This window comes from Rhizobium sp. Rhizsp42, assembly GCF_047304155.1.
Lineage (GTDB): Bacteria > Pseudomonadota > Alphaproteobacteria > Rhizobiales > Rhizobiaceae > Rhizobium.
In genome coordinates, this window is the sequence record NZ_JBGLYS010000003.1 from 191,432 (window position 1) to 213,512 (window position 22,081).

Annotated in this window: 22 protein-coding genes; 9 read left to right on the forward strand and 13 right to left on the reverse strand. The window is 61.7% G+C overall.

Annotated elements, in window-relative coordinates; translation table 11 throughout:
* Nucleotides 1–38 precede the first annotated feature (38 nt).
* The 5 genes from ACCD05_RS05375 (at nt 39) to ACCD05_RS05395 (ending at nt 5,152) form a co-directional block, all read left to right on the forward strand.
* A complete protein-coding gene (locus ACCD05_RS05375) occupies nt 39–1,004 on the forward strand; it encodes an aliphatic sulfonate ABC transporter substrate-binding protein (protein WP_413391500.1) in 966 nt (321 codons plus the stop codon).
* A 194-nt stretch (nt 1,005–1,198) separates the two neighbouring features.
* Nucleotides 1,199–2,161 (forward strand): aliphatic sulfonate ABC transporter substrate-binding protein, encoded by a 963-nt coding sequence (locus ACCD05_RS05380; RefSeq protein WP_413391502.1) that lies wholly within the window; start codon nt 1,199–1,201, stop codon nt 2,159–2,161.
* A gap of 32 nt (nt 2,162–2,193) precedes the next feature.
* Complete coding sequence (ssuD, locus tag ACCD05_RS05385; protein WP_413391504.1) at nt 2,194–3,369, forward strand: FMNH2-dependent alkanesulfonate monooxygenase; 1,176 nt, start codon at nt 2,194–2,196, stop codon at nt 3,367–3,369.
* A gap of 105 nt (nt 3,370–3,474) precedes the next feature.
* Nucleotides 3,475–4,323, forward strand: coding sequence for an ABC transporter permease subunit (locus ACCD05_RS05390; protein ID WP_413391506.1), 849 nt, complete (start codon nt 3,475–3,477; stop codon nt 4,321–4,323).
* A 10-nt stretch (nt 4,324–4,333) separates the two neighbouring features.
* Nucleotides 4,334–5,152: an ATP-binding cassette domain-containing protein gene (locus ACCD05_RS05395; RefSeq protein ID WP_413391508.1), complete on the forward strand. Its 819-nt coding sequence runs from the start codon at nt 4,334–4,336 to the stop codon at nt 5,150–5,152.
* 17 nt (nt 5,153–5,169) lie between these two features.
* On the opposite strand, the gene ACCD05_RS05400 is transcribed toward ACCD05_RS05395, so the two are convergent.
* The 6 genes from ACCD05_RS05400 to ACCD05_RS05425 all read right to left on the reverse strand — a co-directional run bounded on the left by ACCD05_RS05400 (nt 5,170) and on the right by ACCD05_RS05425 (nt 9,788).
* A complete protein-coding gene (locus ACCD05_RS05400; RefSeq protein ID WP_413391510.1) occupies nt 5,170–5,856 on the reverse strand; it encodes a glutathione S-transferase family protein in 687 nt (228 codons plus the stop codon).
* Between the two features lie 95 nt (nt 5,857–5,951).
* Nucleotides 5,952–6,767 carry a methyltransferase gene (locus tag ACCD05_RS05405; RefSeq protein ID WP_413391512.1) on the reverse strand — a complete coding sequence of 272 codons (816 nt, stop codon included), beginning with the start codon at nt 6,765–6,767 and terminating at the stop codon, nt 5,952–5,954.
* 82 nt (nt 6,768–6,849) lie between these two features.
* Entirely contained in the window at nt 6,850–7,116 is a 267-nt protein-coding gene (locus tag ACCD05_RS05410) for an usg protein (RefSeq protein WP_018900581.1), read from the reverse strand.
* A 158-nt stretch (nt 7,117–7,274) separates the two neighbouring features.
* The gene (locus ACCD05_RS05415) at nt 7,275–8,105 is read right to left on the reverse strand and encodes an ABC transporter permease (protein ID WP_112941663.1); all 831 of its coding nucleotides are present in this window, start codon (nt 8,103–8,105) and stop codon (nt 7,275–7,277) included.
* Nucleotides 8,102–8,905 (reverse strand): ABC transporter permease, encoded by an 804-nt coding sequence (locus ACCD05_RS05420; RefSeq protein ID WP_018900579.1) that lies wholly within the window; start codon nt 8,903–8,905, stop codon nt 8,102–8,104. The genes ACCD05_RS05415 and ACCD05_RS05420 overlap by 4 nt, the downstream gene beginning before the upstream one ends.
* A 106-nt stretch (nt 8,906–9,011) precedes the next feature.
* Entirely contained in the window at nt 9,012–9,788 is a 777-nt protein-coding gene (locus tag ACCD05_RS05425) for an ABC transporter substrate-binding protein (protein WP_047512277.1), read from the reverse strand.
* 318 nt (nt 9,789–10,106) lie between these two features.
* Between ACCD05_RS05425 and ACCD05_RS05430 the strand changes: the two genes are divergently transcribed.
* Nucleotides 10,107–12,320, forward strand: a complete 2,214-nt coding sequence (locus ACCD05_RS05430; protein WP_413391515.1) for an OmpA family protein — start codon at nt 10,107–10,109, stop codon at nt 12,318–12,320.
* 69 nt (nt 12,321–12,389) lie between these two features.
* Here the strand turns inward: ACCD05_RS05430 and mobB are convergent, their stop codons facing one another.
* The 4 genes from mobB to moaA all read right to left on the reverse strand — a co-directional run bounded on the left by mobB (nt 12,390) and on the right by moaA (nt 15,589).
* Nucleotides 12,390–12,911 (reverse strand): molybdopterin-guanine dinucleotide biosynthesis protein B, encoded by a 522-nt coding sequence (gene mobB, locus ACCD05_RS05435; protein WP_413391517.1) that lies wholly within the window; start codon nt 12,909–12,911, stop codon nt 12,390–12,392.
* Complete coding sequence (gene mobA / locus ACCD05_RS05440) at nt 12,908–13,561, reverse strand: molybdenum cofactor guanylyltransferase MobA (RefSeq protein WP_413391519.1); 654 nt, start codon at nt 13,559–13,561, stop codon at nt 12,908–12,910. Before mobA ends, mobB begins: the two co-directional genes overlap by 4 nt.
* Nucleotides 13,561–14,469: a DMT family transporter gene (locus ACCD05_RS05445; RefSeq protein ID WP_413391521.1), complete on the reverse strand. Its 909-nt coding sequence runs from the start codon at nt 14,467–14,469 to the stop codon at nt 13,561–13,563. Before ACCD05_RS05445 ends, mobA begins: the two co-directional genes overlap by 1 nt.
* Before the next feature lie 133 nt (nt 14,470–14,602).
* Nucleotides 14,603–15,589 (reverse strand): GTP 3',8-cyclase MoaA, encoded by a 987-nt coding sequence (moaA, locus tag ACCD05_RS05450; protein WP_413391645.1) that lies wholly within the window; start codon nt 15,587–15,589, stop codon nt 14,603–14,605.
* Nucleotides 15,590–15,782: 193 nt separating this feature from the next.
* Here moaA and ACCD05_RS05455 point away from each other — a divergent pair, with 193 nt between their 5' ends.
* The gene (locus ACCD05_RS05455; RefSeq protein WP_113236239.1) at nt 15,783–16,157 is read left to right on the forward strand and encodes a gamma-butyrobetaine hydroxylase-like domain-containing protein; all 375 of its coding nucleotides are present in this window, start codon (nt 15,783–15,785) and stop codon (nt 16,155–16,157) included.
* A gap of 99 nt (nt 16,158–16,256) precedes the next feature.
* Nucleotides 16,257–16,868: a pyridoxamine 5'-phosphate oxidase family protein gene (locus ACCD05_RS05460; RefSeq protein WP_113236240.1), complete on the forward strand. Its 612-nt coding sequence runs from the start codon at nt 16,257–16,259 to the stop codon at nt 16,866–16,868.
* A gap of 31 nt (nt 16,869–16,899) precedes the next feature.
* Here ACCD05_RS05460 and ACCD05_RS05465 read toward each other — a convergent pair whose 3' ends face one another.
* Nucleotides 16,900–17,967: a GGDEF domain-containing protein gene (locus tag ACCD05_RS05465; protein WP_413391523.1), complete on the reverse strand. Its 1,068-nt coding sequence runs from the start codon at nt 17,965–17,967 to the stop codon at nt 16,900–16,902.
* 351 nt (nt 17,968–18,318) lie between these two features.
* On the opposite strand from ACCD05_RS05465, the gene ACCD05_RS05470 reads away from it, so the two are divergent.
* Nucleotides 18,319–18,534: a hypothetical protein gene (locus ACCD05_RS05470; RefSeq protein ID WP_413391525.1), complete on the forward strand. Its 216-nt coding sequence runs from the start codon at nt 18,319–18,321 to the stop codon at nt 18,532–18,534.
* A 4-nt stretch (nt 18,535–18,538) separates the two neighbouring features.
* Here ACCD05_RS05470 and ACCD05_RS05475 read toward each other — a convergent pair whose 3' ends face one another.
* Nucleotides 18,539–20,146, reverse strand: coding sequence for a fumarate hydratase (locus ACCD05_RS05475; RefSeq protein ID WP_413391527.1), 1,608 nt, complete (start codon nt 20,144–20,146; stop codon nt 18,539–18,541).
* Nucleotides 20,147–20,316: 170 nt separating this feature from the next.
* Nucleotides 20,317–21,708, reverse strand: coding sequence for a class II fumarate hydratase (fumC, locus tag ACCD05_RS05480; RefSeq protein WP_413391529.1), 1,392 nt, complete (start codon nt 21,706–21,708; stop codon nt 20,317–20,319).
* Nucleotides 21,709–22,081: the final 373 nt, after the last annotated feature.

A 22,081-nucleotide genomic window follows, 5' to 3' on the forward strand; every position in this document is an offset into this window, starting at 1 on the left:
GATCGGACCCGAAACACGCTGATCGAAAGGGGACGGCTATGATTTCTCGTCGACAGACACTGGGGCTTCTCGGGGCCGCTGCAGCAACCGCCATACTGCCCGCCATCCGGCCGGCGCGCGCCGCCGCCACCGAGTTTCGCATCGGCTGGCAGAAGAATGGCGTGCTGGCGCTCGCCAAGCGCAGGGGCGCGCTGGAGAAGCGGCTTGCCGACAAGGGCATTACGGTGAGCTGGTCCGAATTCACCTCGGGGCCGCCGTTGCTTGAAGCGCTGGGAGCCGGCGCGCTTGATTTCGGGGCAACGGGCGATGTGCCGCCGCTATTCGCGCAAGCCGCCGGCGGTCAGCTCTATTATGTCGGCACCTACCGCGGCAGCGCAGCGGGCTCTGCGATCGTCGTTCGCAAGGATTCCGACATCAAGACGGTCGAAGACCTGAAGGGCAAGAAGGTCGCCTTCAAGCGCGGATCGAGCGCACATAACGTGACCGTCAAGATTCTCCGCAAGGCCGGCCTCAAGATCGACGATGTCGAGCCGATTGATCTATCGCCGCCGGATGCGGCGGCCGCCTTCAAGAACGGCAGTATCGACGCCTGGTCGATCTGGGATCCCTATCTCGCCATTGTCGAGGCCGACCCGCAGACACGTATCCTGTCCACCGCCGAGGGGATCGTGCCGTCCTACAGCTACTTCCTCGCCAATGCCGGTTTCACCGATGCGAATGGTCAGGTCGTAAGCGACGTCATCGATGAACTCGCCAAGGTCGGCCGGTCCGCGCAGGGCAAGCTCGACGATACGATCAAGGAGCTTTCCGAGATTACCGGCGTTCCCGTCGATATCACCCGCGTGACGCTGACGCGTGCGGGCGCCGATCTCGGCGGCGTGTCGACGATCAGCGACGATGCGGCCGCATACCAGCAGGCGCTGGCCGACGAGTTCTACAATCTCGGCATCGTACCAAAGCAGCTGAAGACCGGCGATATCGTCTGGCGCCCGAAGGCAAGCTGATCACCGAGGCGAAATCGGGCGTCGTAACGTCGCGGCACGGGCTGTTGGTTCGTGCCGCGAATATGGAAAATTATTCCCCACATTGGTTTCGACTAGAAAATTTATAATGTCGATCTAATTGGTAGTCTATGAAATCATTGCCTCATGAAAACGGCCTGACAGCGCAAAGCGCGGCCATGAGGAGAGAGCCCAGCATGTTCACCCGCAGACAGACATTCGGCCTTTTGGGAGCTGCTGCCGCGACCACGATCTTGCCGCAGGTGCGGACGGCAAAAGCCGCTGACACGACGCTCAGGATCGGCTGGCAGAAATTCGGCGTGTTGGCCTTGGCGCGGCGCACCGGAGCATTGGAAAAGCGGCTGGCCACCAAGGGCGTGACCGTCGAGTGGAACGAATTCACCTCGGGGCCGCCTTTGCTCGAGGCCGTTGGCGCCGACGCGCTGGATTTCGGCGTGACCGGTGATGTGCCACCGCTCTTCGCACAGGCCGCCGGCGGCAATCTGCTTTATGTCGGCGCCTATCGCGGGCCGGCGGCGTTTCATGGATTGCTGGTCCACAAGGATTCGCCGATCCAGACGATCGAGGACCTCAAGGGCAAGAAGGTCGCCTACAAGCGCGGCTCCAGCGCCCATAACTTCGCGCTGAAGGTCTTGGCGAAGGCAGGGCTCCAGCTTTCGGACATCACCGAAATCGACCTGCCGCCGCCAGATGCGGGTGCTGCCTTCAAGAACGGGGCGATCGACGCCTGGGCGATCTGGGATCCGTTCTTCGCCGTGGCCGAGGCCGATCCGCAGACGCGCGTGGTCACCACATCCGAGGGCCTGCTCGACAATTGGGGCTACTTCCTCGGCAACGGTACCTTCACCGAAGCGCATCCCGACGTCATTGCCGATGTGATCGATGAACTCGCCAAGGTCGGCGCGGCGGCGCAGGCGGACCTCGACGGGACCGTGAAGACACTGGCCGAAATCACCGGCGTTCCCGCCGATATCACCCGCGTGACGCTGACGCGCAGCCAGGCCGATCTCGGCAAGGTTTCGCTCGTTCCGGATGAAGCACTCACCTACCAGCAGGCGCTTGCCGACGATTTCTTCAAGCTTGGCGTCGTGCCGAAGCAACTGACCGTCAGCGATATCGTCTGGCATCCCGCTAGCTGACCCGAATTTTCGAGATCAAGAGGATCATTCCCATGAGCAACAAGCACGATCCCATCAATTTTCTCTGGTTCATCCCGACATCGGGTGACGGCGCCTATCTCGGCTCCAACGATCTGAACCGCGCGCCGGAGTTCGACTATCTCACGCAGATCGCGCAAGCCGCCGATCGTCTCGGCTATTCCGGCGTGCTTCTTCCCACCGGGGTCTCCTGCGAGGAATCCTTCGTGACGGCGGCAGCACTTGCCACCAAGACTGAGAAGCTGCAATTCCTCGTCGCCATTCGCCCCGGCACGGCGTCGCCCGCTTATTACGCGCGGCTGACGACGACGCTTGACCGGATTTCGAACGGGCGGCTGCTGCTCAACATCGTCGTGGGTGGCAGCCCGGGCGAGCTTGCGGGCGACGGTATCACGCTGGCGCATGACGAGCGCTACGCCCATGCCGACGAGTTCTTCACGGTGTTCGAGGAACTGCTGGAGAAGGGTGTCGCCAGCTATGACGGCAAGTACATCAAGGCGACCAATGCGCGCCTCGGCTTCCCCTCCGTGCAGAACCCGCGCCCGCCGCTCTATTTCGGTGGCTCCTCGGATGCCGGTATCGATTTCTCGGTCGGCCGGGTCGACAAGTACCTGACGTGGGGCGAGCCGCCGGCGCAGGTGGCGGAAAAGGTTCAGAAGGTGCGTGCGGCGGCAGCGGAGAAGGGCCGGGAGGTCAGCTTCGGCATACGCCTGCATTTCATCGTTCGCGAAACCGACGAGGAGGCCTGGGCCGCGGCCGACCGGCTTATCTCCAAGCTCGACGACGAGACCATCGAGGAGGCGCAGCAGCGCTTCGTCAACGAGTCCGATTCCGTCGGCCAAAAACGCATGGCGGCGCTGCATGGCGGCCGCCGCGACAAGCTCGAGGTGTCGCCCAACCTCTGGGCGGGCGTCGGGCTGGTGCGCGCCGGCGCCGGCACGGCTCTGGTCGGCTCGCCGAAGACGGTGGCCGCGCGGCTGCGCGAATACCAGGATGTCGGCATCGATACGGTGATCGGTTCCGGCTACCCGCATCTGGAAGAGGCCTATCGTGTGGCCGAACTGCTGTTTCCGGAACTCGGCATCACCCGCAAGGAGCAGCGCCACGGCTTCGACAGCGACTTCGGCAAGCGCCAGGTCTTCGGTGGCGGCAGCCATGGCGGCAATCTCAAGGTGGTCTCCGGATCCTGATCGAACATATGCGCTGCCGGCTGTTTGCGCGCAGCGCTTCAATGACGCATGCATGTCTGCCAGCGGGCTTGAGGCCGTGGCGACACAGAGGCGAGGAAGAACTTGATGTCGACATTCGATACGCCGATCGGCCGCGCGCTGACGGAGCGGACAGCGGGCAGGACGGCTCCGAAGCGAGGTTTCCGGCTGCCGGTGCCGGGGCGCGATCGGTTGCTGCCCTATCTGGTGCCGCTTGCCATCATCGCGGCGTGGCAGCTTGGCTGTTCGCTGGGCTGGATCTCGTCGCGCATCATGCCGTCGCCATCCGACGTCGCCGTGGCCTTCTGGTCGACGACGCTTTCAGGGCAGCTGCCGCACGATATTCTCGTCAGCGCCGGCCGGGCTTTTGCCGGGCTCGTTGTCGGTGGGGCGATCGGCTTTCTGCTGGGGATCGCCAATGGCGTCTCCAAGCTTTCCGAGCAACTGACCGATACGACGCTGCAGATGCTGCGCACCATTCCGCATCTGGCGATGATCCCGCTTGTCATCCTGTGGTTCGGGATCGGCGAGGAATCGAAGCTGTTCCTGACCTCGCTCGGCGTGCTGTTTCCCGTCTATCTCAATACCTATCACGGCGTGCGCAATGTCGATCGCGATCTGATCGAAATGGGCCGCGTCTACGGGATGAGCAACTGGACGCTGTTTCGGAAGGTTGTCTTTCCCGGCGCGCTCCCCTCGATCTTCGTCGGGCTGCGCTATGCGCTTGGCATCATGTGGCTGACGCTGATCGTCTCGGAATCGATCGCCGCGTCGTCAGGGATCGGCCACATGGCCAACAATGCCCGCGAGTTCATGATGACCGATGTCGTGGTGCTGGCGCTCGTCATCTACGCGCTTCTCGGCAAATTCGCCGATGTCGTGGCCCGTTCGCTCGAGCGCCGGGCGCTCAGGTGGAACCCGGTCTATCAGAAGTAGGAGAGAGGCCATGACCCTCATCGCACATGAGCGCTTTCAGGGCGTTGCCGATGCGCCGGAATATACGCATGACACACATAGGCCCGCGCGCAGCGGTGCCGCCGCGATCACCCTGAAAGGGCTGGAAAAGAGCTTTGGCGCCAACAGGGTGCTGCGGGGGATCAACCTGCACATTCCGGCCGGGCAGTTTGTTGCCGTGATCGGCAAGAGCGGTTGCGGCAAGAGCACGCTTCTGCGCACTCTCATGGGTCTGGACGAGCCGACGTCGGGCGAACTCACTTTCGACACGCCTGATGGCGGCGAGGCCAATGCGCGTATCGTCTTCCAGGAGCCGAGGCTGCTGCCATGGCTTGATGTTGCCGATAACGTCGCGGTCGGGCTTGGCGACAAAATTGACCGGCGCCTGGCGGCGCGGGAGGTCGAGGCCGTGCTCTCGGAAGTGCAGCTGGCGGAGAAGGCCGGCGAGTGGCCGGCGCGGCTCTCGGGCGGACAGCGGCAGCGCGTGGCGCTTGCCCGCGCGCTGGTGAGCCGTCCGGGTGTCCTGGCACTCGACGAGCCGCTTGGCGCGCTCGATGCGCTGACGCGTATCAGCATGCAGGAACTCTTGGCGCGGGTCTGGCGCGAGCTCGGCTTCACGGCGGTGCTGGTCACGCATGATGTCAGCGAGGCCGTGCATCTGGCGGACCGGGTGATCGTGCTCGACGAGGGCAGGGTGTCGCTCGACCTCGCCATTCCCCATCCGCATCCACGCCGCCACGGTAATGCCGATCTGGCGGAACTCGAGGGGCGGCTGCTATCGGCGATCCTCGGAACGGATGGCGGTCACTGATTGGTGATGGGTGCGCTTCAGGGCTCGGCGTCGCTCGGCTTGAAGCGGGCGGGCAGGTTTTCCTTGTAGGGATAATACTTGAAATAGGGTAGGGCCTCTTCGAGAACCCTGGCTGCCGACGGGCGCTCCATCAGGCGCTGATGATAGGCTGCAAGCTTCGGTACTTCGCTGCCGTAAGGCACCAGTGTTTCGGCGTAGAACAGGCCGGGTGCGGCGGCGCAATCGGCCATGGTGAAGCTACTTCCGTTGATCCAGCCTTCAGCCGCAAGCTTGTTCTCGATTACGGCATAGGCGCGCTTCAGCGCCTGACGCGCATCTTCGGCCCGGGCCTCGCTGCCGTCCGCGCGCATCCGCTCGCTGACGATCTGCTGCATCGGCTCCTGGACATAAAGATCGAAAAAGCGGTCCCACAGGCGCACATCCAGCGCCGCGTCGAAATCCCCTGGGATCAGCCGCGCGCCGCCGGGATGATAGCGGTCGAGATATTCGATGATGATGGAGGTCTCGAACACGGTCCGGCCAAGGCCCTTGTCCTCGAGCGCCGGCATCTTGCCGAGCGGCGAGAGTGCCAGAAAGCCCGTGCGCGAGGCTTCGTCGCCGAGATTGACGAGCACGCGCTCGAATGGCGTGCCGCTTTCGTAAAGCGCGATCAGCACCTTGTGGCAGAAGGAGGCAAGCGGATGCTGATGCAGGACGAGTGTCATGAGAACGGATCCTTCGCGCCATTCCGGGATGTCGAATGGCGCGATATCAGCATGTCGTCATGTAAGCGGCAAGCGATTATCCGCCTGCGGGGGCTTTAGCGCAGATTCGCGATCACCAGATGCCCCGGCGTCGGCTGGCCTTCTTCCATACGGACGTTGATGTTGGTGATCTCGATCAGCTCGAAGCCGGTGGCGTCGAGGCGTTCACGGACGTAAGCCTCGGAATGGGCGAAGCGCTGGTGCGGGCCGACCATGTAGGCGCGGCCGGCGAGCTTTTCGGCGGGCAGGGTTTCCGAGGAGAAGATGAAGAGACCGCCCGGTGTCAGGTTCTCGGCGGCGCCGAAGAACAGCGGCTCGAGACCGCCCAGATAGGGCAGGACGTCGGTGGCGGTGATGATGTCGAAGGGGTCTTCGTCATTGTCGTCGAGGAAATCCTCGACCTCGGCGACGAACAGGGTCTCGTAGAGGTCCTTCTCATGGGCGATCTCGACCATGTTTTCCGAGAGATCGATGCCGGTCATCTCCTCGCAGAGATCGCGCAGCGTGCCGCCGGTGAGACCGGTGCCGCAGCCGAGATCAAGCAGGCGCTTGAAGGGACCAAGGTTCAGCGCCTGCAGGCGCTGGCGCACCAGCATCGGCACGTGATAGCCGAGTTGCTCGACGAGAACGTCCTCGAAGACTTCGGCGTGCTGGTCGAAGAGGGTCTCGACATAGGCGTCCGGTGCCTTCGCCGGCGTCTCGCCGCGGCCCATGGCGGCGATACGGACGGCAGCGCCGCCGTGATCGTCGGGATCGATTGCCAAGACTTCCTCGTAGGCCTTGACGGCGGCATCGACGTCGCCGGCCTTTTCCAGCGCCAATGCGCGGTTATAGGCTTCCGCGAGCGCGTCTTCGTCGATCTTCTTGGCCATCACAATCCACCATCGTTCGTTTGTTGCCCTGCCTCTAAGGCGAGCGGCCCCGTTTTGCAATGGTGACGTTGGTGGCGGCTGCTCAGTTGATGATGAACTCACCTTTCAGCGCGCGCCATTCCGTGGCCGAGATCAGCTTGCGGTGAATGTAGCGCACCGAGTGCAGCGGTCCGTCCAGCGTCTCCTGCCAGAACTTCAGGAAGCCGCGCATTTCGGGAAAGTCGGGCGCAAGATCGTAATCCTGCCAGATGTAGGTCTGCAGGATCGCGTGATGATCCGGCATGCGGTAGAGGATCTGGGCCGTCGTCAGGCCGTAACCCTGAAGCTGTCTTTCCATGTCCTTGTGCATTTGATGCCTCGCTGTTCCCATTCGGCGCTTATTAGCGTCCATTGAAATGAGAGCATGACATGCTTACGCGAAGCTTGCGAAAAGGCTACAAGAAAATGGATATCATTATTTATTTTCAATAGCTTGGCAGCTCTCCGTCGAGAGTGCTGCCAACCTGCTTATCGCTTCAGGTGGCGGGTGAGGCGGCGCTCGATCCAGTTCCACAGATGCCTCAGGCTTTCGACCATGGCTAGATAGAAGATCGCCGCCCAGAGATAGGTCTGGTAGTCGAAAGTGCGCGAGAAGGCGTAGCGCGTTTCACCCATGAGATCGAGCACGGTGATGATGGCGACGACGGCCGATCCCTTGATCAGGAGAATGATCTCGTTGCCATAGGGGCGTAGCGCCACGATCAGCGCCTGAGGCAGTACGATCTTGCGGAAGGCGATGATTTTGTGGATGCCGAGCGAGGAGGCTGCCTCATGCTGGCCGCGCGGTACGCTCTCGATGGCGCCGCGCAGGATCTCGGCCTGATAGGCTGCGGTGTTGATGGTCATGGAGAACAGGCCGCAATACCAGGCGTCGCGGAAGAACCACCAGAGGCCCACGGCTTCCAACTGCGGCCGGAACTGGCCGAGACCGTAGTAGATCAGGAAGAGCTGGGCGAGCAGCGGCGTGCCGCGGAAGACGTAGACGTAGCAGAAGGCAAGCCCGTTGATGACCTTGTTCTTCGACATGCGGGCGAAGGCCAAGGGCACGGACAGGACAGCGCCGCAGACGACGGAGACGGCAACCAGCACGATCGTGGTCATCAATCCGTGCAGATAGCGCGGGCCGTAGCGGGTGAATTTCTCGACATCCCAGCCCTCGATGATCATGCCGATCAGCGCGATGGCGAGAATGATCCACAGGCCGACCACGAGGCAGCCCATGACGCGGGCGAGGGTGAGTGGCTTATCGAGGTTTTTCGGGGCCGGCTGCGGGGGGATCAGGACCTCTGCGTGGCTCATCGGCTGATCTCCGAGCGCTTCGCCCAACGTTCGATATAGCGCAGGCCGAACGAGGAAATGATGGCAAGCCCGAGATAGATGCCGCAGGCCAGTGTGTAGAACAGAAACGCCTCCTTGGTGACTTTCACCGCCACGCCCGTCTGGCGCAGCACGTCGGCAAGGCCGATGATCGAGACGTAGGATGTGTCCTTGAGCAAGATCATCCAGAGATTGACGAGGCCGGGAAGGGCGATGCGCACCAGCTGCGGCAGGATGATCAGCACCATCGTGCGGCCGCGATGCAGGCCGAGTGCGTCGCCCGCTTCGTACTGGCCCTTGGGGATGGCGCGGAAGGCCGACAGGAGCACTTCCGAGCAATAGGACGAGAACACGACGGACAGAGCGATGACGCCGGAGACGAAGGCGTTGATCTCGATGCGGCCGTCATAGCCGAACCAGGCGAGCAGCGACTGGAGCAGGATCTGCATGCCGTAATAGATGATGAACAGCGTCAGCAGTTCGGGCAGGCCGCGGAAGATGGTGGTGTAGATGCCGGCGGCAAGGCGTACCGCCTTTTCTTCCGATTGCTGGCCGAGCGCCACCATGAAGCCGATCAACAGGCCGATCGGGAGCGTCACGAGGGCGACGGCGACCGTGACCTTCAGGCCGGCTGCGATCTCATCGCCCCAGCCGGTGTCGCCACAGGCCAGAATCGTCGATTGGCCGAGCCATGTGAAAATGCCGACGGGTCCGCATAGCGGGTCAAACACATATCCAATCCAGGTCCAGAGCGAACCCAGTGCGGAGGACAATCCGCCCATGCCAAGTTTCCCCTCGCGGCTTTTGCCGCCTTGATATTGCACTCTTTGTCAAACAAAAATGGCGGAAGGGCAAGCCTCCCGCCATCGCATTTATTAGGCCTACAGCTTATTCGGCGCCGTAGACGTCGAAATCGAAATACTTGTCCTGGATCTTCTTGTAGGTGCCGTCGGCACGGATCGCTGCGATCGCCGTGTTCAGCTTTTCACGGAGCGGATCGCCCTGGCGAACTGCGATACCGGCGCCAACGCCGTTGATTTCCTTATCGACCGGCAGGGTCGTGAGGATCTTGCAGCATGCGCCGGCATCCGACTTGACCCACTGCGACAGAACGACGACGTCGTCGATGACGGCATCGATACGGCCGTTGGAGATGTCGAGCTTGTACTCGTCAGCCGTCGGGTAGAGCTTCAGCTCGGTGTCGGCCAGGTGCTTTTCAGCGTAGTTGGCGTGCGTGGTCGAGGTCTGCGCGCCGATCGTCTTGCCCTTGAGGCCAGCAACGTCGGTGACGGTGGAGTCCTTCGGCACGGCGACTGCCGGCGGGGTGTTGTAATACTTGTTGGTGAAGTCGACGAGCTTCGAACGCTCGGGCGTGATCGACATCGACGAGATGATCATGTCGAACTTCTTGGCGTTGAGGCCGGGGATGATGCCGTCCCAATCGCTGCTGACGATGGTGCAGTCGGCCTTCATCTGCGTGCAGAGCGCACGGGCGATGTCCATGTCGAAGCCGAGGAACTGGCCGCTTGCGTCAACATATTCGAAGGGCGGGTAGGTCGAGTCCGTACCAATGACATACTTCTCGCCATCGGCCATTGCCGAGCCCGCGAAAAGAGACATCGCGGCGATCGAGGCGGCTGCGAGAAAACGGGTGGAGATATGCATGTGAGTCCTCTCTGTTGGTTACCGCATGCCATCCCTTTGTTTTTTTGGTGGCATGAAGCAGGACGCTGCTTTGCAACGCCTTGCCGCGATAATCAAACCTTTTTTACGCGGATTGCAACTGCTTTCACTGCCTTGTCGTGCTGGCCAACTATGGCGAAGCTGAACGTTTGCAGACCGCCATATTCATACCGGGTTAATGCGGCAATTCTTAAGACCGTGGAACGAATCCTGGCGTGCTCAGTTTAGCAAGGCTTGTTTGCGTGCCGAAAAGAGACGTCGTTGCGAACGCGAAGAATAAACAAGAAACGAGGAAACCTTATGGGAATGAAATCCAGATTGTTTGCCAGCGCGGCCTTTCCGCTTCTGTCCCTGTCGCTTGTGCTGCCCCCGGCGCACGTGTTTGCGGCAGCGCCGAGCGTCGAAGAGGTTGGAGCAGGCCATCGGGCCGTCGCGGGCAGCTTCGAGGTAGCGCAGGATGCGACCTCCGAAGAGGAGCTTCTGAAGAAGCGCCAGCAGCAGGAACAGGAACAGCAGCAGGCTCCGGCCGAAGCGCCAAAGGCCGCCGAACCTCCCGCCGAGGCGCCGCCTGCACCCAAGCAGGAAGCACCGGCCGAGGCTCCCCCGGCTGCCGCCGAACCGGCGCCGCAGGCCGAAGCGCCCGCCGAGAAGCCGAGAAAGCGCCAGCCTGCTGCAGAACAGCCTGCCGCGGAACCGCAGGCAGCCGAGCCCGCTCAGCAGGAAGCGCCCGCTGAAAAGCCGCGCCGCCAGAAGCAGCCCGCCGCCGAACAGCAGGAGCAGGCAGCACCGAGCGCCGAGCAGCCGGCTGAACAGCCGCGCCGCAAGAAGCGTGACCAGCAGCCGCAGCAGGAAGAAGCCGCGCCGCAGCAGGCCGCGCCGCAGGCAGAACAGCCGCAGGCTGAGCAGGCTCAGCCCGAACAGGCAAAGCCGCCACGCAAGAACGGCAAGCCAGCCGCCGCCGATGGCAGCGAACAGCCCACAAAGCCACACAAGAAGCCTGCGGCCGAAGCCCCCCAGGCCGAGCCCGCTCAAAAGCCGGCCGCCGAGACCGCGCCCGCAACCGAGCAGCCAGCTCCCGATAACGCCGCCAAGCCGCAGGAAGCACCCGCGGGCAAGACGCCCGTTCCGGCTCAGCAGCCGGCTGAAGCGCAGCCCCAGGTGGCGCCCGGTCAGGCCAAGCCCGGCGAAGCGCCGGCTCAGCAGCAGGGCGAACAGGTGGCTCCGGGCCAGCCGGGCGCGCCAGCCGGTCAGCCTGCTGATCAGGCCGGCCAGCCGCCGGCAGGTCAGCCTCCCGTTGCCCAGACCGAGCAACCGATCCCGGCTCCTGAGAAGGTGACGCCGCAGGAGCTGGAGCGCCGCAAGGAAATCGCCGCCGATCCGAGCAAGAGCACGGAGACCGTCGTTCTGCCGGTGCAGAACGGTGCGGCCGTTCTCGACAGCGACAAGGATGCGGATCGCTCCGGCGGTGTGCAGTCGCGTCGTGACCGCGACAAGCAGCGCGGTCAGGAGCAGCAGGTGCGCGTGCCGAAGTCGGACGCCGACGCTCAGCTGGCGGCCCCGGGTGCCGCAAAGCCTGCGCCTATCAAGATCGAAGCGATCACCGCCGAGCAGGGCCAGCGTCTGGACCAGCGCCCGCAATTCGCCCGTCCTGATGGCGCGAATTTCGGCCAGCGTGGTGACGACAACCGCGTCATCATCCAGTTCAACAACCAGACCTATGTCCGTGGCGATGACGACCGCCGGTTCCTGCGCGACGGCGAACGTCCGATCTACGAGCAGCTGCCGCGCGACCGCTATCGCGAGACGATCGATCGCGACGGCTACCAGATCGTGACGGTACGCAACCGCTACGGCGATATCATCCAGCGTTCGCGCATCGACAATCGCGGTCGCGAGCACGTGCTCTATTACACGCCTGACCTCTACGACAATCCTGACCGCGATTACTTCGAGGATCCGGGTGCCGATCTGCCGCCGATGCGACTGCGCATTCCGCTGCAGGACTACATCATGGACACCAGCAGCGACGACAATCGCGACTATTACGACTTCCTGCGCGAGCCGCCGGTCGAGCCTGTCGAGCGTGTCTATTCGCTGAACGAAGTGAAGTATTCGGCTCGTATCCGCGACAAGGTTCGCCGTATCGACTTGGATACCGTGACGTTCGCGACCGGTAGCGCCGAGATCCCGATGAGCCAGGCGCGCAGCCTGCGCAAGGTGGCCGACGCGATCAACGAGGTGCTGAAGAAGGACCCGACCGAGACCTTCCTGATCGAAGGTCATACCGACGCTGTCGGCTCCGACCAGAGCAACCTGATCCTTTCTGACCAGCGCGCGGAATCGGTCGCCAACGTGATGACCGACGTCTACGGCATCCCGCCGGAAAACCTGGCGACCCAGGGCTATGGCGAGCGTTACCTGAAGGTCAACACGCAGGGACCGGAGCAAGAAAACCGCCGCGTCACCATTCGCCGCGTCACGGCGCTGGTGCGGCCGGTGGCCTCGCGCAACTAAGAGCGCACAGCAGTATCGACAATGGAAAGGCCGCCGGGCGATCGGCGGCCTTTTTTGTTGCTGCAGCGCTTATCTGATCGGCGGAAGAGCGACGGTTGCCGCGACGAAATCGGCGATGGCAAGCGTGTCGTCGAGATCGAAGACGGGCAGGGCATTGTCCGGCACCGGATGATCGGCGGCGATGGCGACGATGTGGGGATCGCCGGGTGACAGTGGCTCGCGGTTTGCCGCTTCCAGCCGGCGCGCCTCGATCTTCGGGATCGGCTCGCGCTTGTAACCCTCGATGAGGACGAGATCGCAGGGGGCGATGCGGGCGAGGATTTCCTCGAAACTCGGTTCGGCCGCGCCGCGCAATTCGTGCATGATGGCGTAGCGCGTGCCGGAGACGATCGTCACCTCATGTGCGCCCGCCTGGCGGTGGCGGTAGCTGTCGGCGCCGACCTTGTCGATGTCGAAATCATGGTGGGCATGCTTGATCGTGGAGATGCGATAGCCCCGGCGGGTGAACTCTTCGACGAGGCGAACCGCAAGCCCGGTTTTTCCTGAATTCTTCCAGCCGGAAATGCCGAAGATCTTTGGCCGTTCGGTCATGTCAGCACCTTCATCCAGCGCTCGGCCTCGGCGAGGTCATCGGGCGTGTTGACGTTGAAGAACGGGTCGAGCAGGCTTGCGCGGGTGGGGCGCAGCGGGAAGGCAACTTCCGTAACGTCATGCCGTAACAGGAAGTCGCGAACACGGCGCTTCTCATCGGTTGCGATCCAGCTTTCGAGGTCGTCGGCAAGCGCCACCGGCCAGAGGCCGAAGACGGGATGGCTGCGACCCTCGGAGGTGGCGATGGCGATCTTCATGGGGGTGTCGATGGCGGCCGCCAGCCAGTCGATGAGATCGTGCGGGAAGAATGGGCTGTCGACGGAGACAGTTGCCACGTGCGTTACCGCGGGCAGGCTCGCTCCATGCGCCATGGCGGCGTGGATGCCGGCCATCGGGCCGGCCTTGCCGGGGACGATATCGGGAATGAAGGGGCGGTTGCAGCGATCTGGTGCTGCGTCGGCATTGACGGCAACGGAGATGACCTGCGGCGACAGCTGCTCGATGACGCGATCCAAAAGCGTGCGGCCCGACAGTGCGACGCCTGCCTTGTCGCGGCCCATGCGTGAGGAACGCCCGCCCGCAAGCACGACGCCTGGAATGTTGGATCGGTCGAGCGCAAAGCTGCTCGTGGGAATTGGTGCGGTGGCCATCAGACCGGTACTCTCGGTTCGGATTCCTGTGCGACCGGCGCGCCGCGGCGCTTGGCCTCACGATAGAAGGTGTAGAGCCCGGAGGCGATGACGATCGCGGCGCCGATCACGGTCCAGCTGTCGGGGACTTCGAAGAAGAAGAGCCAGCCGAGCAGCGCCGAGAAGATGAGGCTGGTGTAACGCAGCGGTGCGACGAAGGAGATTTCGCCGGTGCGCATCGCGGCGATGATGCATTGATAGCCAACCAGCACCGTGATCGCAGCCACTGCGATATGCGAGAAGGACGTGGCGGTGACAGGCTTCCAGCCGCCGAGAACCGGGGTGAGCAGCGCGCCGAATACTGTTACCGCCATTGCGGTGATGACCGTGATCATCAGCGAGGGGATTTCGGGATCGATCTTGCGGGTTGCAAGGTCGCGGCCGGCGGTGACGAGCACGCTTGCGATGCAAAGGAGCGCTGCAGCCGTAAAACCATCGGCATCAGGACGGACGATGATCATGACGCCGATCAGGCCGGCGAAGATCGCCAGCATCCGCCGCCAGCCCACCGGTTCGCCGAAGAACAGGACCGCGCCGAAGGTGACCACTAGAGGTAGCGACTGGAGAATGGCGGATGCATTGGCAAGCGGCATCATGCCGAGCGCGGTGATATAGGTCGCGGCGGCGAGGATTTCGCAGATGACGCGGGTGGCGACCATAGGCTGCAGCAGGATGCGCCAGGAACGCAGCGCGCCCATGTGGCGGGCGATCAGGTAGACCAGCGCGCTTGTTATCACGCCGCGCATGCACATGATCTGGCCTGCGTTCATTTCCGTTATGACCGATTTCGACAGCGCATCGCCCGCAGAAAAGAAGGCCATCGCGATCGTCATATAGATCGCACCCTGAGTATTGCTTGACCGCGGCATAAGGCGATTCCGATTCCATCCCGCGCTCTTGTAGAGCGAGAGCGGGACGATTGGAATCGAATGCTGGACACAGCCGTCATAATTCGATTGCGCAGTGCACAATGGCGCTGCTCAACCTATCGCGCGCAGCAGATCACCCGCCGGTGACACTCATATGGCGGCTGACGGCGGGGCGATTGTGGGTGCGGTCGATGATGAAGTCGTGGCCCTTGGGCTTGCGGGAGATCGCCTCGTCGATCGCGGCGTAGAGCAAGCCGTCGTCTTCGGTGGCGCGCACGGCGGAGCGCAGATCGGCGGCGTCGTTCTGGCCGAGACACATGTAGAGCGTGCCGGTGCAGGTGAGGCGCACGCGGTTGCAGCTCTCGCAGAAATTATGGGTCATCGGGGTGATGAAGCCCATGCGGCCGCCGGTTTCCTCGACGGTGACGTAGCGGGCAGGGCCGCCCGTGCGGTAGCCGATTTCGCTCATCGTGAACTGCTTCTCGAGATCGGCGCGCAGCTTGGAGAGCGGCAGATAGCGATCGGTGCGATCTTCCTCGATCTCGCCCATCGGCATGGTTTCGATGACGGTCAGATCCATGCCGCGACCATGGGCGAAGCGGATCATCTCGGGCATCTCGACGTCGTTGAAATCCTTGAGGGCGACGGCGTTGAGCTTGATGTGAAGGCCAGCCTTCTGGGCGGCGTCGATGCCTTCCATGACCTTGTTGAAGTCGCCCCAACGGGTGATCTCGCGGAACTTGTCGGGATTGAGCGTATCCAGCGATACGTTGATACGGCGAACGCCGCAATCATAGAGCTCGTCGGCATAACGCGCGAGTTGGGAACCGTTGGTGGTCAGCGTCAGCTCGTCGAGGCCGGAGCCGATCTGTTGGCCGAGTTGACGCACGAGATGCATGATGTTCTTGCGCACCAGCGGCTCGCCGCCGGTCAGTCGCAGCTTGCGAACGCCCTTGACGATAAAGGCGGAACAGAGCCTGTTCAGCTCTTCCAGCGTCAGAAGATCCTTCTTCGGCAGGAAGTTCATGTTCTCGGCCATGCAATAGGTGCAGCGGAAATCGCAGCGATCGGTCACCGAGACACGCAGATAGGTGACGGCCCGCTGAAAAGGGTCGATCATGGGTTTCGCATCGGCCACGAGAGGCGTGGCGTTGGCGATCGTTCCAACCTTGCTGTTCACTACAGTCTCCAATCTTCCAATAATGTGCGTACTGTGCACCGCAACGTCAAGCAAGAGGCCGCTCGCTTACAATAAATTGAACTTGCCTCGCACGGACGCATTGCCTACTCCTCGAAACGAAGAGGAGCAGCATATGAGCGACATCTGGCCGACGGAGCTGAAGGTTACGAAGGATCGGCAACAGCTGGTCATCACCTTCAATAATGGAGAGAGTTTCACGCTCAGTGCCGAGATGCTGCGCGTTCTTTCACCGTCAGCGGAGGTGCAGGGTCATGGACCGGGCCAGAAGGTCACCGTTCCCGGCAAGCGCAATGTCGCGATCATCTCCATGACCCCTACCGGCAATTATGCTGTCAGGATCGGCTTTGACGACATGCACGACACCGGGATTTTCACATGGTCGTATCTGCGCGAACTTGGGGAGCGCGGTGAAGAGCTTTTCGCGGCCTACGAGAACGAGCTTAGTGAAAAAGGCATGAACCGAGATACCTCGGAAAAGCCGCGCTGAGCGCGCCGTCGCGCGTAGCCTCAAACGAGATGGCGCATGTCACGCCAGCGTCATTTTAGGCGGCTAATTACTGAAAAGAAACAACACGATGGAACGGCCATGAAAATCATCGAGACCGTTGAAGAACTGGCCACCATTTACGGTGGCGGCTTGTCGGAGGCATCCGTGGCGAAGGTGACCAATTACCTGACGCCGCTCTATCGACAGATGATCGAGGCTTCGCCCTTCGTTGCATTGGCAACCGTCGGTCCAGAGGGGCTGGACTGTTCTCCGCGTGGTGACCTCGGAGGCGTCGTGCGCGTTGTCGACAACAAGACGCTTCAGATGCCTGACTGGCGCGGCAATAACCGTGTCGATTCGCTGTCGAACATCGTGCGGGATCCCAGGCTCGCCCTCATGTTTCTGATCCCGGGGTCGAATACGACGATGCGGATCAACGGGCGCGGTGTCGTTTCCAACGACGAGGCGCTGCTGACATCGTTCGAGATGGACGGCAAACATCCGCGCACCGTTATCGTGGTGACGATCGAAGAAGTCTATTTCCAATGCGCTCGGGCGCTGATCCGCTCGGAGCTGTGGAATCCAGACAAGTTTGTCGATCCGAAAGGGCTTCCCACGCCGGGCCTGATGCTGAAGGCGGCAACGGAGGCGTTCGATCACGAGACCTATGATCGCGAATGGGCCGCGCGCGCGGCCAAGACGATGTGGTAGCGTTTGATATAGGGCCGCGGTTCGTCGCGGCTCAGGCCTTGTAGATCAGCCAGCTCTTGGTGAAGTCCTTCTGCATGCCGTCCTCGAAGAGGACGCTGCAGTTGCGGCCGGCGTTCTTGGCGCCGTAGAGCGCAACGTCGGTCTTGTGATAGAGCTCACCCGCATCCTCGGCACTTGATGCCATGCAGATGCCGACCGATACCGTAACCGGTCCGTAGTTGATCCGCGTGCGGGAGTTCTTGAACGGCGTTGCTTCAAGCGTGCGGCGAATGCGCTCGGCGACGGCCATCACTTCGTCGGCCGTGTTGCCCTCGATGATCAGCGCGAACTCCTCACCGCCGGTGCGGGCGACAAAGACATCACGGCGCACGTTGGCGCGGATGACGGAGGCGACCGTCGCGAGGATCTTGTCGCCGACGGGATGGCCGTAGGTGTCGTTGATCTTCTTGAAGTTATCGATGTCGGCAAGGACAAGCGCCGTGATCGGGCGCATGGACGGGTTGTTGAAGACGGCGGCGAGGCGATCGTCGAAGGCGCGGCGGTTGGAGAGCCGGGTCAGCGAATCCGTATTGGCGATGCGCTTGTATTCGTCGAGCTCTTTCCGGACCTGGTCCATTTCATTGGAGCGCTGGACGACGTTTTCGACCGTGCGCTCGCCGTGCGCCATGGTGTTGCCGGTCGCCTCGGTCAGGAGATGCAGGGCATTCTGAATGAGGTCGGCGCTGGATGTGTTCTTCGAGGTGATGCGGTTGTAGGTCTCGCCGAGCAGCCTGTTGTAGCTTTCGAGCGATGTCTGCTCCTGGCGCAGAACGCGCAGCACCGATTCGAGTTCGGCAGCGATGCGGGTGTGTGCGTCATCGAAGACGCGGCCGGCGCCGTGGCTGAAATGCTGGCTGCCAAGCGCATCCAGTTCTTCCTGGGTCGCCAGATTGCCAAGAGCCGCGAGATCGCGGGTCAGCGCCGGGTTCGAGCCGATATAGGCCTCGTAAAAGAGTTCGTAATTCCGCGGAATGGGCGCGACACCCATGGAGCGCATCGCAAAAGTGATCTGGCTCGCCACATCGGGGACCTGCGTCTTTGGCGCCACAGCCGTCGTCATTCGGCCACTCCTTTGGTACATCTCAAAAGTCTTCTCTTATTTCTTAAGCTACAATTGTTTTGAAATGATTAAGGTTGGATATACCAGAGATTACATGTGAATTTTATTCTGGTTTCCGGATCTGTTCTTATCCATATGATTTTTATATCGGAATTCACGCGACGTCGGGTGGGGGCTGCGCGTTCTGATGGTATGTTTCTTTAAATTAACTGAGCGAGATATTTGCAGTGCTTGGTGTCGTCAATAATTCATTGACAATCGGTTGCTGATCTCGGTTCTTTTGTGAACGACAATAAGGTGGCAACTTATGCTTCAAGGCACCGTAGCGGTGTCAGGAGAAAGCAACAGGCCATGCAAACGTCCCATAACTCGCCTCCAGCCGTGCTCGCTGCCGCTGTTATTGCCGGATCTCTTTTTCTGATCCAGCAACAAGGTTTCTTTCATGGTGCATTTACTTCGGAAATACTAGCGAGCGTCAATGCCGAGGATGTGCTTGTCGCGAGCGATTACATCGCGACAAGCAAAAGCGACGTGGCTGGCGGCCGCGTGACCGCAACTGCGCACTAAACAATCAGCCGAGGTTGAATTCCTGGAAGAAGTCGTTGCCCTTGTCGTCAGTGACGATGAAGGCGGGGAAGTCCTCGACCTCGATCTTCCAGACTGCTTCCATGCCGAGTTCCGGATATTCCAGCACCTCGACCTTGCGGATGCAATCCTGCGCCAGGCGGGCGGCGGGGCCGCCGATGGAGCCGAGATAGAAGCCGCCATGGGTCTTGCAGGCTTCGCGCACCGCGCGTGATCGGTTGCCCTTGGCGAGCATGATCATCGAGCCGCCGAAGGACTGGAACTGGTCGACATATGAGTCCATGCGGCCGGCCGTGGTCGGGCCGAAGGAGCCGGAGGCATATCCGGCAGGCGTCTTCGCCGGGCCGGCGTAGTAGACCGGGTGGTTCTTCATGTAGTCAGGCATGCCTTCGCCCTTTTCCAGACGCTCGCGGATCTTTGAATGCGCGAGGTCGCGGGCGACGATGATCGTGCCGGTCAGCGACAGCCGGGTCTTCACCGGATGCTTGCTGAGTTCGGCAAGTATATCGGCCATCGGCTGGTTGAGATCGATCTTGATCATCGATTCCGACAGCTTAGCCTCGTCGATCTCGGGCATGTACTTGGACGGATCGGTTTCCAGCTGCTCGACGAAGATGCCTTCGCGGGTGATCTTGCCCTTTGCCTGGCGGTCGGCGGAACAGGAGACGCCGAGGCCGATCGGCAGCGAGGCCCCGTGGCGGGGCAGGCGGATGACGCGGACGTCGTGACAGAAATACTTGCCGCCGAACTGCGCGCCGACGCCCATCTGCTGCGTCAGCTTGTGGATTTCCTTTTCCATCTCGACGTCGCGGAAGGCGTGGCCGCTTTCCGAGCCCTCGGTCGGGAGATCGTCGAGATAGCGGGTGGAGGCGAGCTTGACGGTCTTCAGGTTCATCTCGGCCGAGGTGCCGCCGATGACGATCGCTAGATGGTAGGGAGGACAGGCTGCTGTACCCAGCGTGAGGATCTTTTCCTTAAGGAAGTCGATCATCCGGTCGTGGGTGAGCAACGAAGGCGTGCCCTGATAAAGGAAGGTCTTGTTGGCCGAGCCGCCGCCCTTGGCCACAAAGAGGAAATTGTATTCGTCCGTACCTTCCTCGTAGATGTCGATCTGGGCCGGCAGGTTGTTCTTGGTGTTCTTCTCCTCGAACATCTTGATCGGCGCCAGCTGCGAGTAGCGCAGGTTCTTCTTCTCGTAGGCGTCCATCACGCCTTTGGCGAGCGCCGAGTAGTCCTCGCCCTCGGTCCAGACGCGGCGACCCTTCTTGCCCATGATGATCGCGGTGCCGGTGTCCTGGCACATGGGCAGGATGCCGCCGGCGGCGATGTTGGCGTTCTTCAGGAGGTCGTAGGCGACGAAACGGTCGTTGTCGGTCGCCTCGGGGTCGTCGAGGATCGAGGCGAGCTGCTTCAGGTGGCCGGGGCGCAGCAAATGGTTGATGTCGGCAAAGGCGGTCTCGGCCAGCAGACGAATGCCCTCGGGCTCGACGGTCAGGATATCCTGGCCCTTGAAGCTGTCGACAGAGACGTGGTCGCTGCTGATCTTGCGGTACTGGGTGGAGTCTTTGCCGAGGGGGAAGAGATCGTCAGCCATCGAATGACCTTTCATGCGGGCCGGAATGGAAATCGCAGACGGTCTATGCGGGCAATGTGCGAATTGCAATCATTCTAAAACCTTCGAAAAACGGTCAAGAATGCACGAAAAAACACCGCCACGGAGGCCGTGGCGGTGTTTGGTGGTCCATCGATGATCCGGGATGGCGCTTACTTCGGGCCGATCATTGTTTCTGGGCGGACATACTGGTCGAACTCCTCGTTCGTCAGGTAACCGCCGCCGACGGCTTCCTCGCGGAGCGTCGTGCCGTTCTTGTGCGCGGTCTTGGCGATCTTGGCGCAGATGTCGTAGCCGAGACGGCCGTTCAGCGCCGTCACCAGCATCAGAGAGTTCTCGACGCCCTTCTTGATGTTGTCTTCACGGGCTTCGATGCCGACGACGCAATTGTCGGCGAAGGAGACGGCGGCGTCGCCGAGCAGCTGCACCGACTGCAGGAAGTTATAGGCCATCATCGGATTATAGACGTTGAGCTCGAAGTGGCCCTGGCTGCCGGCGAAGGTAAGCGCGGCGTTGTTGCCGAAGACGTGAGCGCAGACCTGCGTCAGCGCTTCCGACTGCGTCGGGTTGACCTTGCCGGGCATGATCGAGGAGCCGGGCTCGTTTTCCGGCAGCGACAGTTCGCCGAGGCCGGCGCGCGGGCCGGAGCCCAGGAAGCGGATGTCGTTGGCGATCTTGAAGAGGGCAGCCGCGGCCGCATTGATGGCGCCATGGGCGAAGACCATCGAGTCATGCGAGGCGAGCGCCTCGAACTTGTTCGGCGCAGTGACGAAGGGCAGGGCGGTGATAGCGGAGATCTCTTCCGCGACCTTCTCCGCGAATCCGATCGGCGCGTTGAGGCCCGTGCCGACGGCAGTGCCGCCCTGGGCGAGCTTGGAGAGTGCCGGCAGTGTCAGCTCGATATTGGCGATCGCGGAGGCGACCTGTGCGGAGTAGCCGGAGAACTCCTGGCCAAGCGTCAGCGGCGTCGCGTCCTGCGTATGCGTGCGGCCGATCTTGATGATGTGGCTGAACTCGGTGACCTTCATGTCGAGCGCGGCATGCAGATGCTTCAGGCCCGGTAGCAGGTGGTGGACGATCTGCTCGACGCAGGCGATATGCATGGCTGTCGGATAGGTGTCGTTCGACGACTGGCTCATGTTGACGTGGTCATTCGGGTGCACGGGCTTCTTCGAGCCCATGACGCCGCCGAGCATTTCGATCGCGCGGTTGGAGATCACCTCGTTGGCGTTCATGTTCGACTGCGTGCCGGATCCGGTCTGCCATACCACCAGCGGGAAGTGGTCGTTGAGCTTGCCGTCGATGACTTCCTGGGCGGCGTCGATGATGGCATTGCCGACCGCGGGTTCGAGCTTGCCGAGCGCCATGTTGGCGCGGGCGGCGGCCTGCTTGACGATCCCCAGCGCGCGCACGATCGACAGCGGCTGCTTCTCCCAACCGATCTTGAAATTGCCGAGCGAGCGCTGCGCCTGCGCGCCCCAATATTTGTCGCTTTGTACTTCGATCTCGCCGAAAGTATCGGTTTCGATACGGGTGGAAGTCATGGCCATGCCTTTCTTTCGCGTGAGCGGCTGCGGAGATGCCGTCTTATAGGTCTCAAGCCAGCTTAAGAAAACAGCGGGGATCAAAAAATATGAGCCGATAAGTCATATTAGCGACTGCGCTATACGTGGTTTTTTGGCCACGTCTTATTTTTTATCCAACAACGTCTTTTGGGGGACTGTGTGAGCAAGCGAAAATAAAGTAAAAAATTAACCAATAATTTCATAATTTTGTGTGAACTGCCGGGAGGCGGCGGGTTTGCTACGTTACGGAAGAGTGAGTTCTTCGAGGCTGGCGGTGGCGTCCCGTTTCTGCCATGTCACCTGACAGCGACGGGTGGTTGAGAGTTTTGAGCTGGGCGATGCCCATGACCGA

Excerpts from the sequence above, each read along its gene's own strand:
- ACCD05_RS05375 (WP_413391500.1), top strand. The coding sequence starts at position 39 with ATGATTTCTCGTCGACAGACACTGGGGCTTCTCGGGGCCGCTGCAGCA.
- ACCD05_RS05380 (WP_413391502.1), top strand. The coding sequence starts at position 1,199 with ATGTTCACCCGCAGACAGACATTCGGCCTTTTGGGAGCTGCTGCCGCG.
- ssuD (WP_413391504.1), top strand. The coding sequence starts at position 2,194 with ATGAGCAACAAGCACGATCCCATCAATTTTCTCTGGTTCATCCCGACA.
- ACCD05_RS05390 (WP_413391506.1), top strand. The coding sequence starts at position 3,475 with ATGTCGACATTCGATACGCCGATCGGCCGCGCGCTGACGGAGCGGACA.
- ACCD05_RS05395 (WP_413391508.1), top strand. The coding sequence starts at position 4,334 with ATGACCCTCATCGCACATGAGCGCTTTCAGGGCGTTGCCGATGCGCCG.
- ACCD05_RS05400 (WP_413391510.1), bottom strand. The coding sequence starts at position 5,856 with ATGACACTCGTCCTGCATCAGCATCCGCTTGCCTCCTTCTGCCACAAG.
- ACCD05_RS05405 (WP_413391512.1), bottom strand. The coding sequence starts at position 6,767 with ATGGCCAAGAAGATCGACGAAGACGCGCTCGCGGAAGCCTATAACCGC.
- ACCD05_RS05410 (WP_018900581.1), bottom strand. The coding sequence starts at position 7,116 with ATGCACAAGGACATGGAAAGACAGCTTCAGGGTTACGGCCTGACGACG.
- ACCD05_RS05415 (WP_112941663.1), bottom strand. The coding sequence starts at position 8,105 with ATGAGCCACGCAGAGGTCCTGATCCCCCCGCAGCCGGCCCCGAAAAAC.
- ACCD05_RS05420 (WP_018900579.1), bottom strand. The coding sequence starts at position 8,905 with ATGGGCGGATTGTCCTCCGCACTGGGTTCGCTCTGGACCTGGATTGGA.
- ACCD05_RS05425 (WP_047512277.1), bottom strand. The coding sequence starts at position 9,788 with ATGCATATCTCCACCCGTTTTCTCGCAGCCGCCTCGATCGCCGCGATG.
- ACCD05_RS05430 (WP_413391515.1), top strand. The coding sequence starts at position 10,107 with ATGGGAATGAAATCCAGATTGTTTGCCAGCGCGGCCTTTCCGCTTCTG.
- mobB (WP_413391517.1), bottom strand. The coding sequence starts at position 12,911 with ATGACCGAACGGCCAAAGATCTTCGGCATTTCCGGCTGGAAGAATTCA.
- mobA (WP_413391519.1), bottom strand. The coding sequence starts at position 13,561 with ATGGCCACCGCACCAATTCCCACGAGCAGCTTTGCGCTCGACCGATCC.
- ACCD05_RS05445 (WP_413391521.1), bottom strand. The coding sequence starts at position 14,469 with ATGCCGCGGTCAAGCAATACTCAGGGTGCGATCTATATGACGATCGCG.
- moaA (WP_413391645.1), bottom strand. The coding sequence starts at position 15,589 with ATGATCGACCCTTTTCAGCGGGCCGTCACCTATCTGCGTGTCTCGGTG.
- ACCD05_RS05455 (WP_113236239.1), top strand. The coding sequence starts at position 15,783 with ATGAGCGACATCTGGCCGACGGAGCTGAAGGTTACGAAGGATCGGCAA.
- ACCD05_RS05460 (WP_113236240.1), top strand. The coding sequence starts at position 16,257 with ATGAAAATCATCGAGACCGTTGAAGAACTGGCCACCATTTACGGTGGC.
- ACCD05_RS05465 (WP_413391523.1), bottom strand. The coding sequence starts at position 17,967 with ATGACGACGGCTGTGGCGCCAAAGACGCAGGTCCCCGATGTGGCGAGC.
- ACCD05_RS05470 (WP_413391525.1), top strand. The coding sequence starts at position 18,319 with ATGCAAACGTCCCATAACTCGCCTCCAGCCGTGCTCGCTGCCGCTGTT.
- ACCD05_RS05475 (WP_413391527.1), bottom strand. The coding sequence starts at position 20,146 with ATGGCTGACGATCTCTTCCCCCTCGGCAAAGACTCCACCCAGTACCGC.
- fumC (WP_413391529.1), bottom strand. The coding sequence starts at position 21,708 with ATGACTTCCACCCGTATCGAAACCGATACTTTCGGCGAGATCGAAGTA.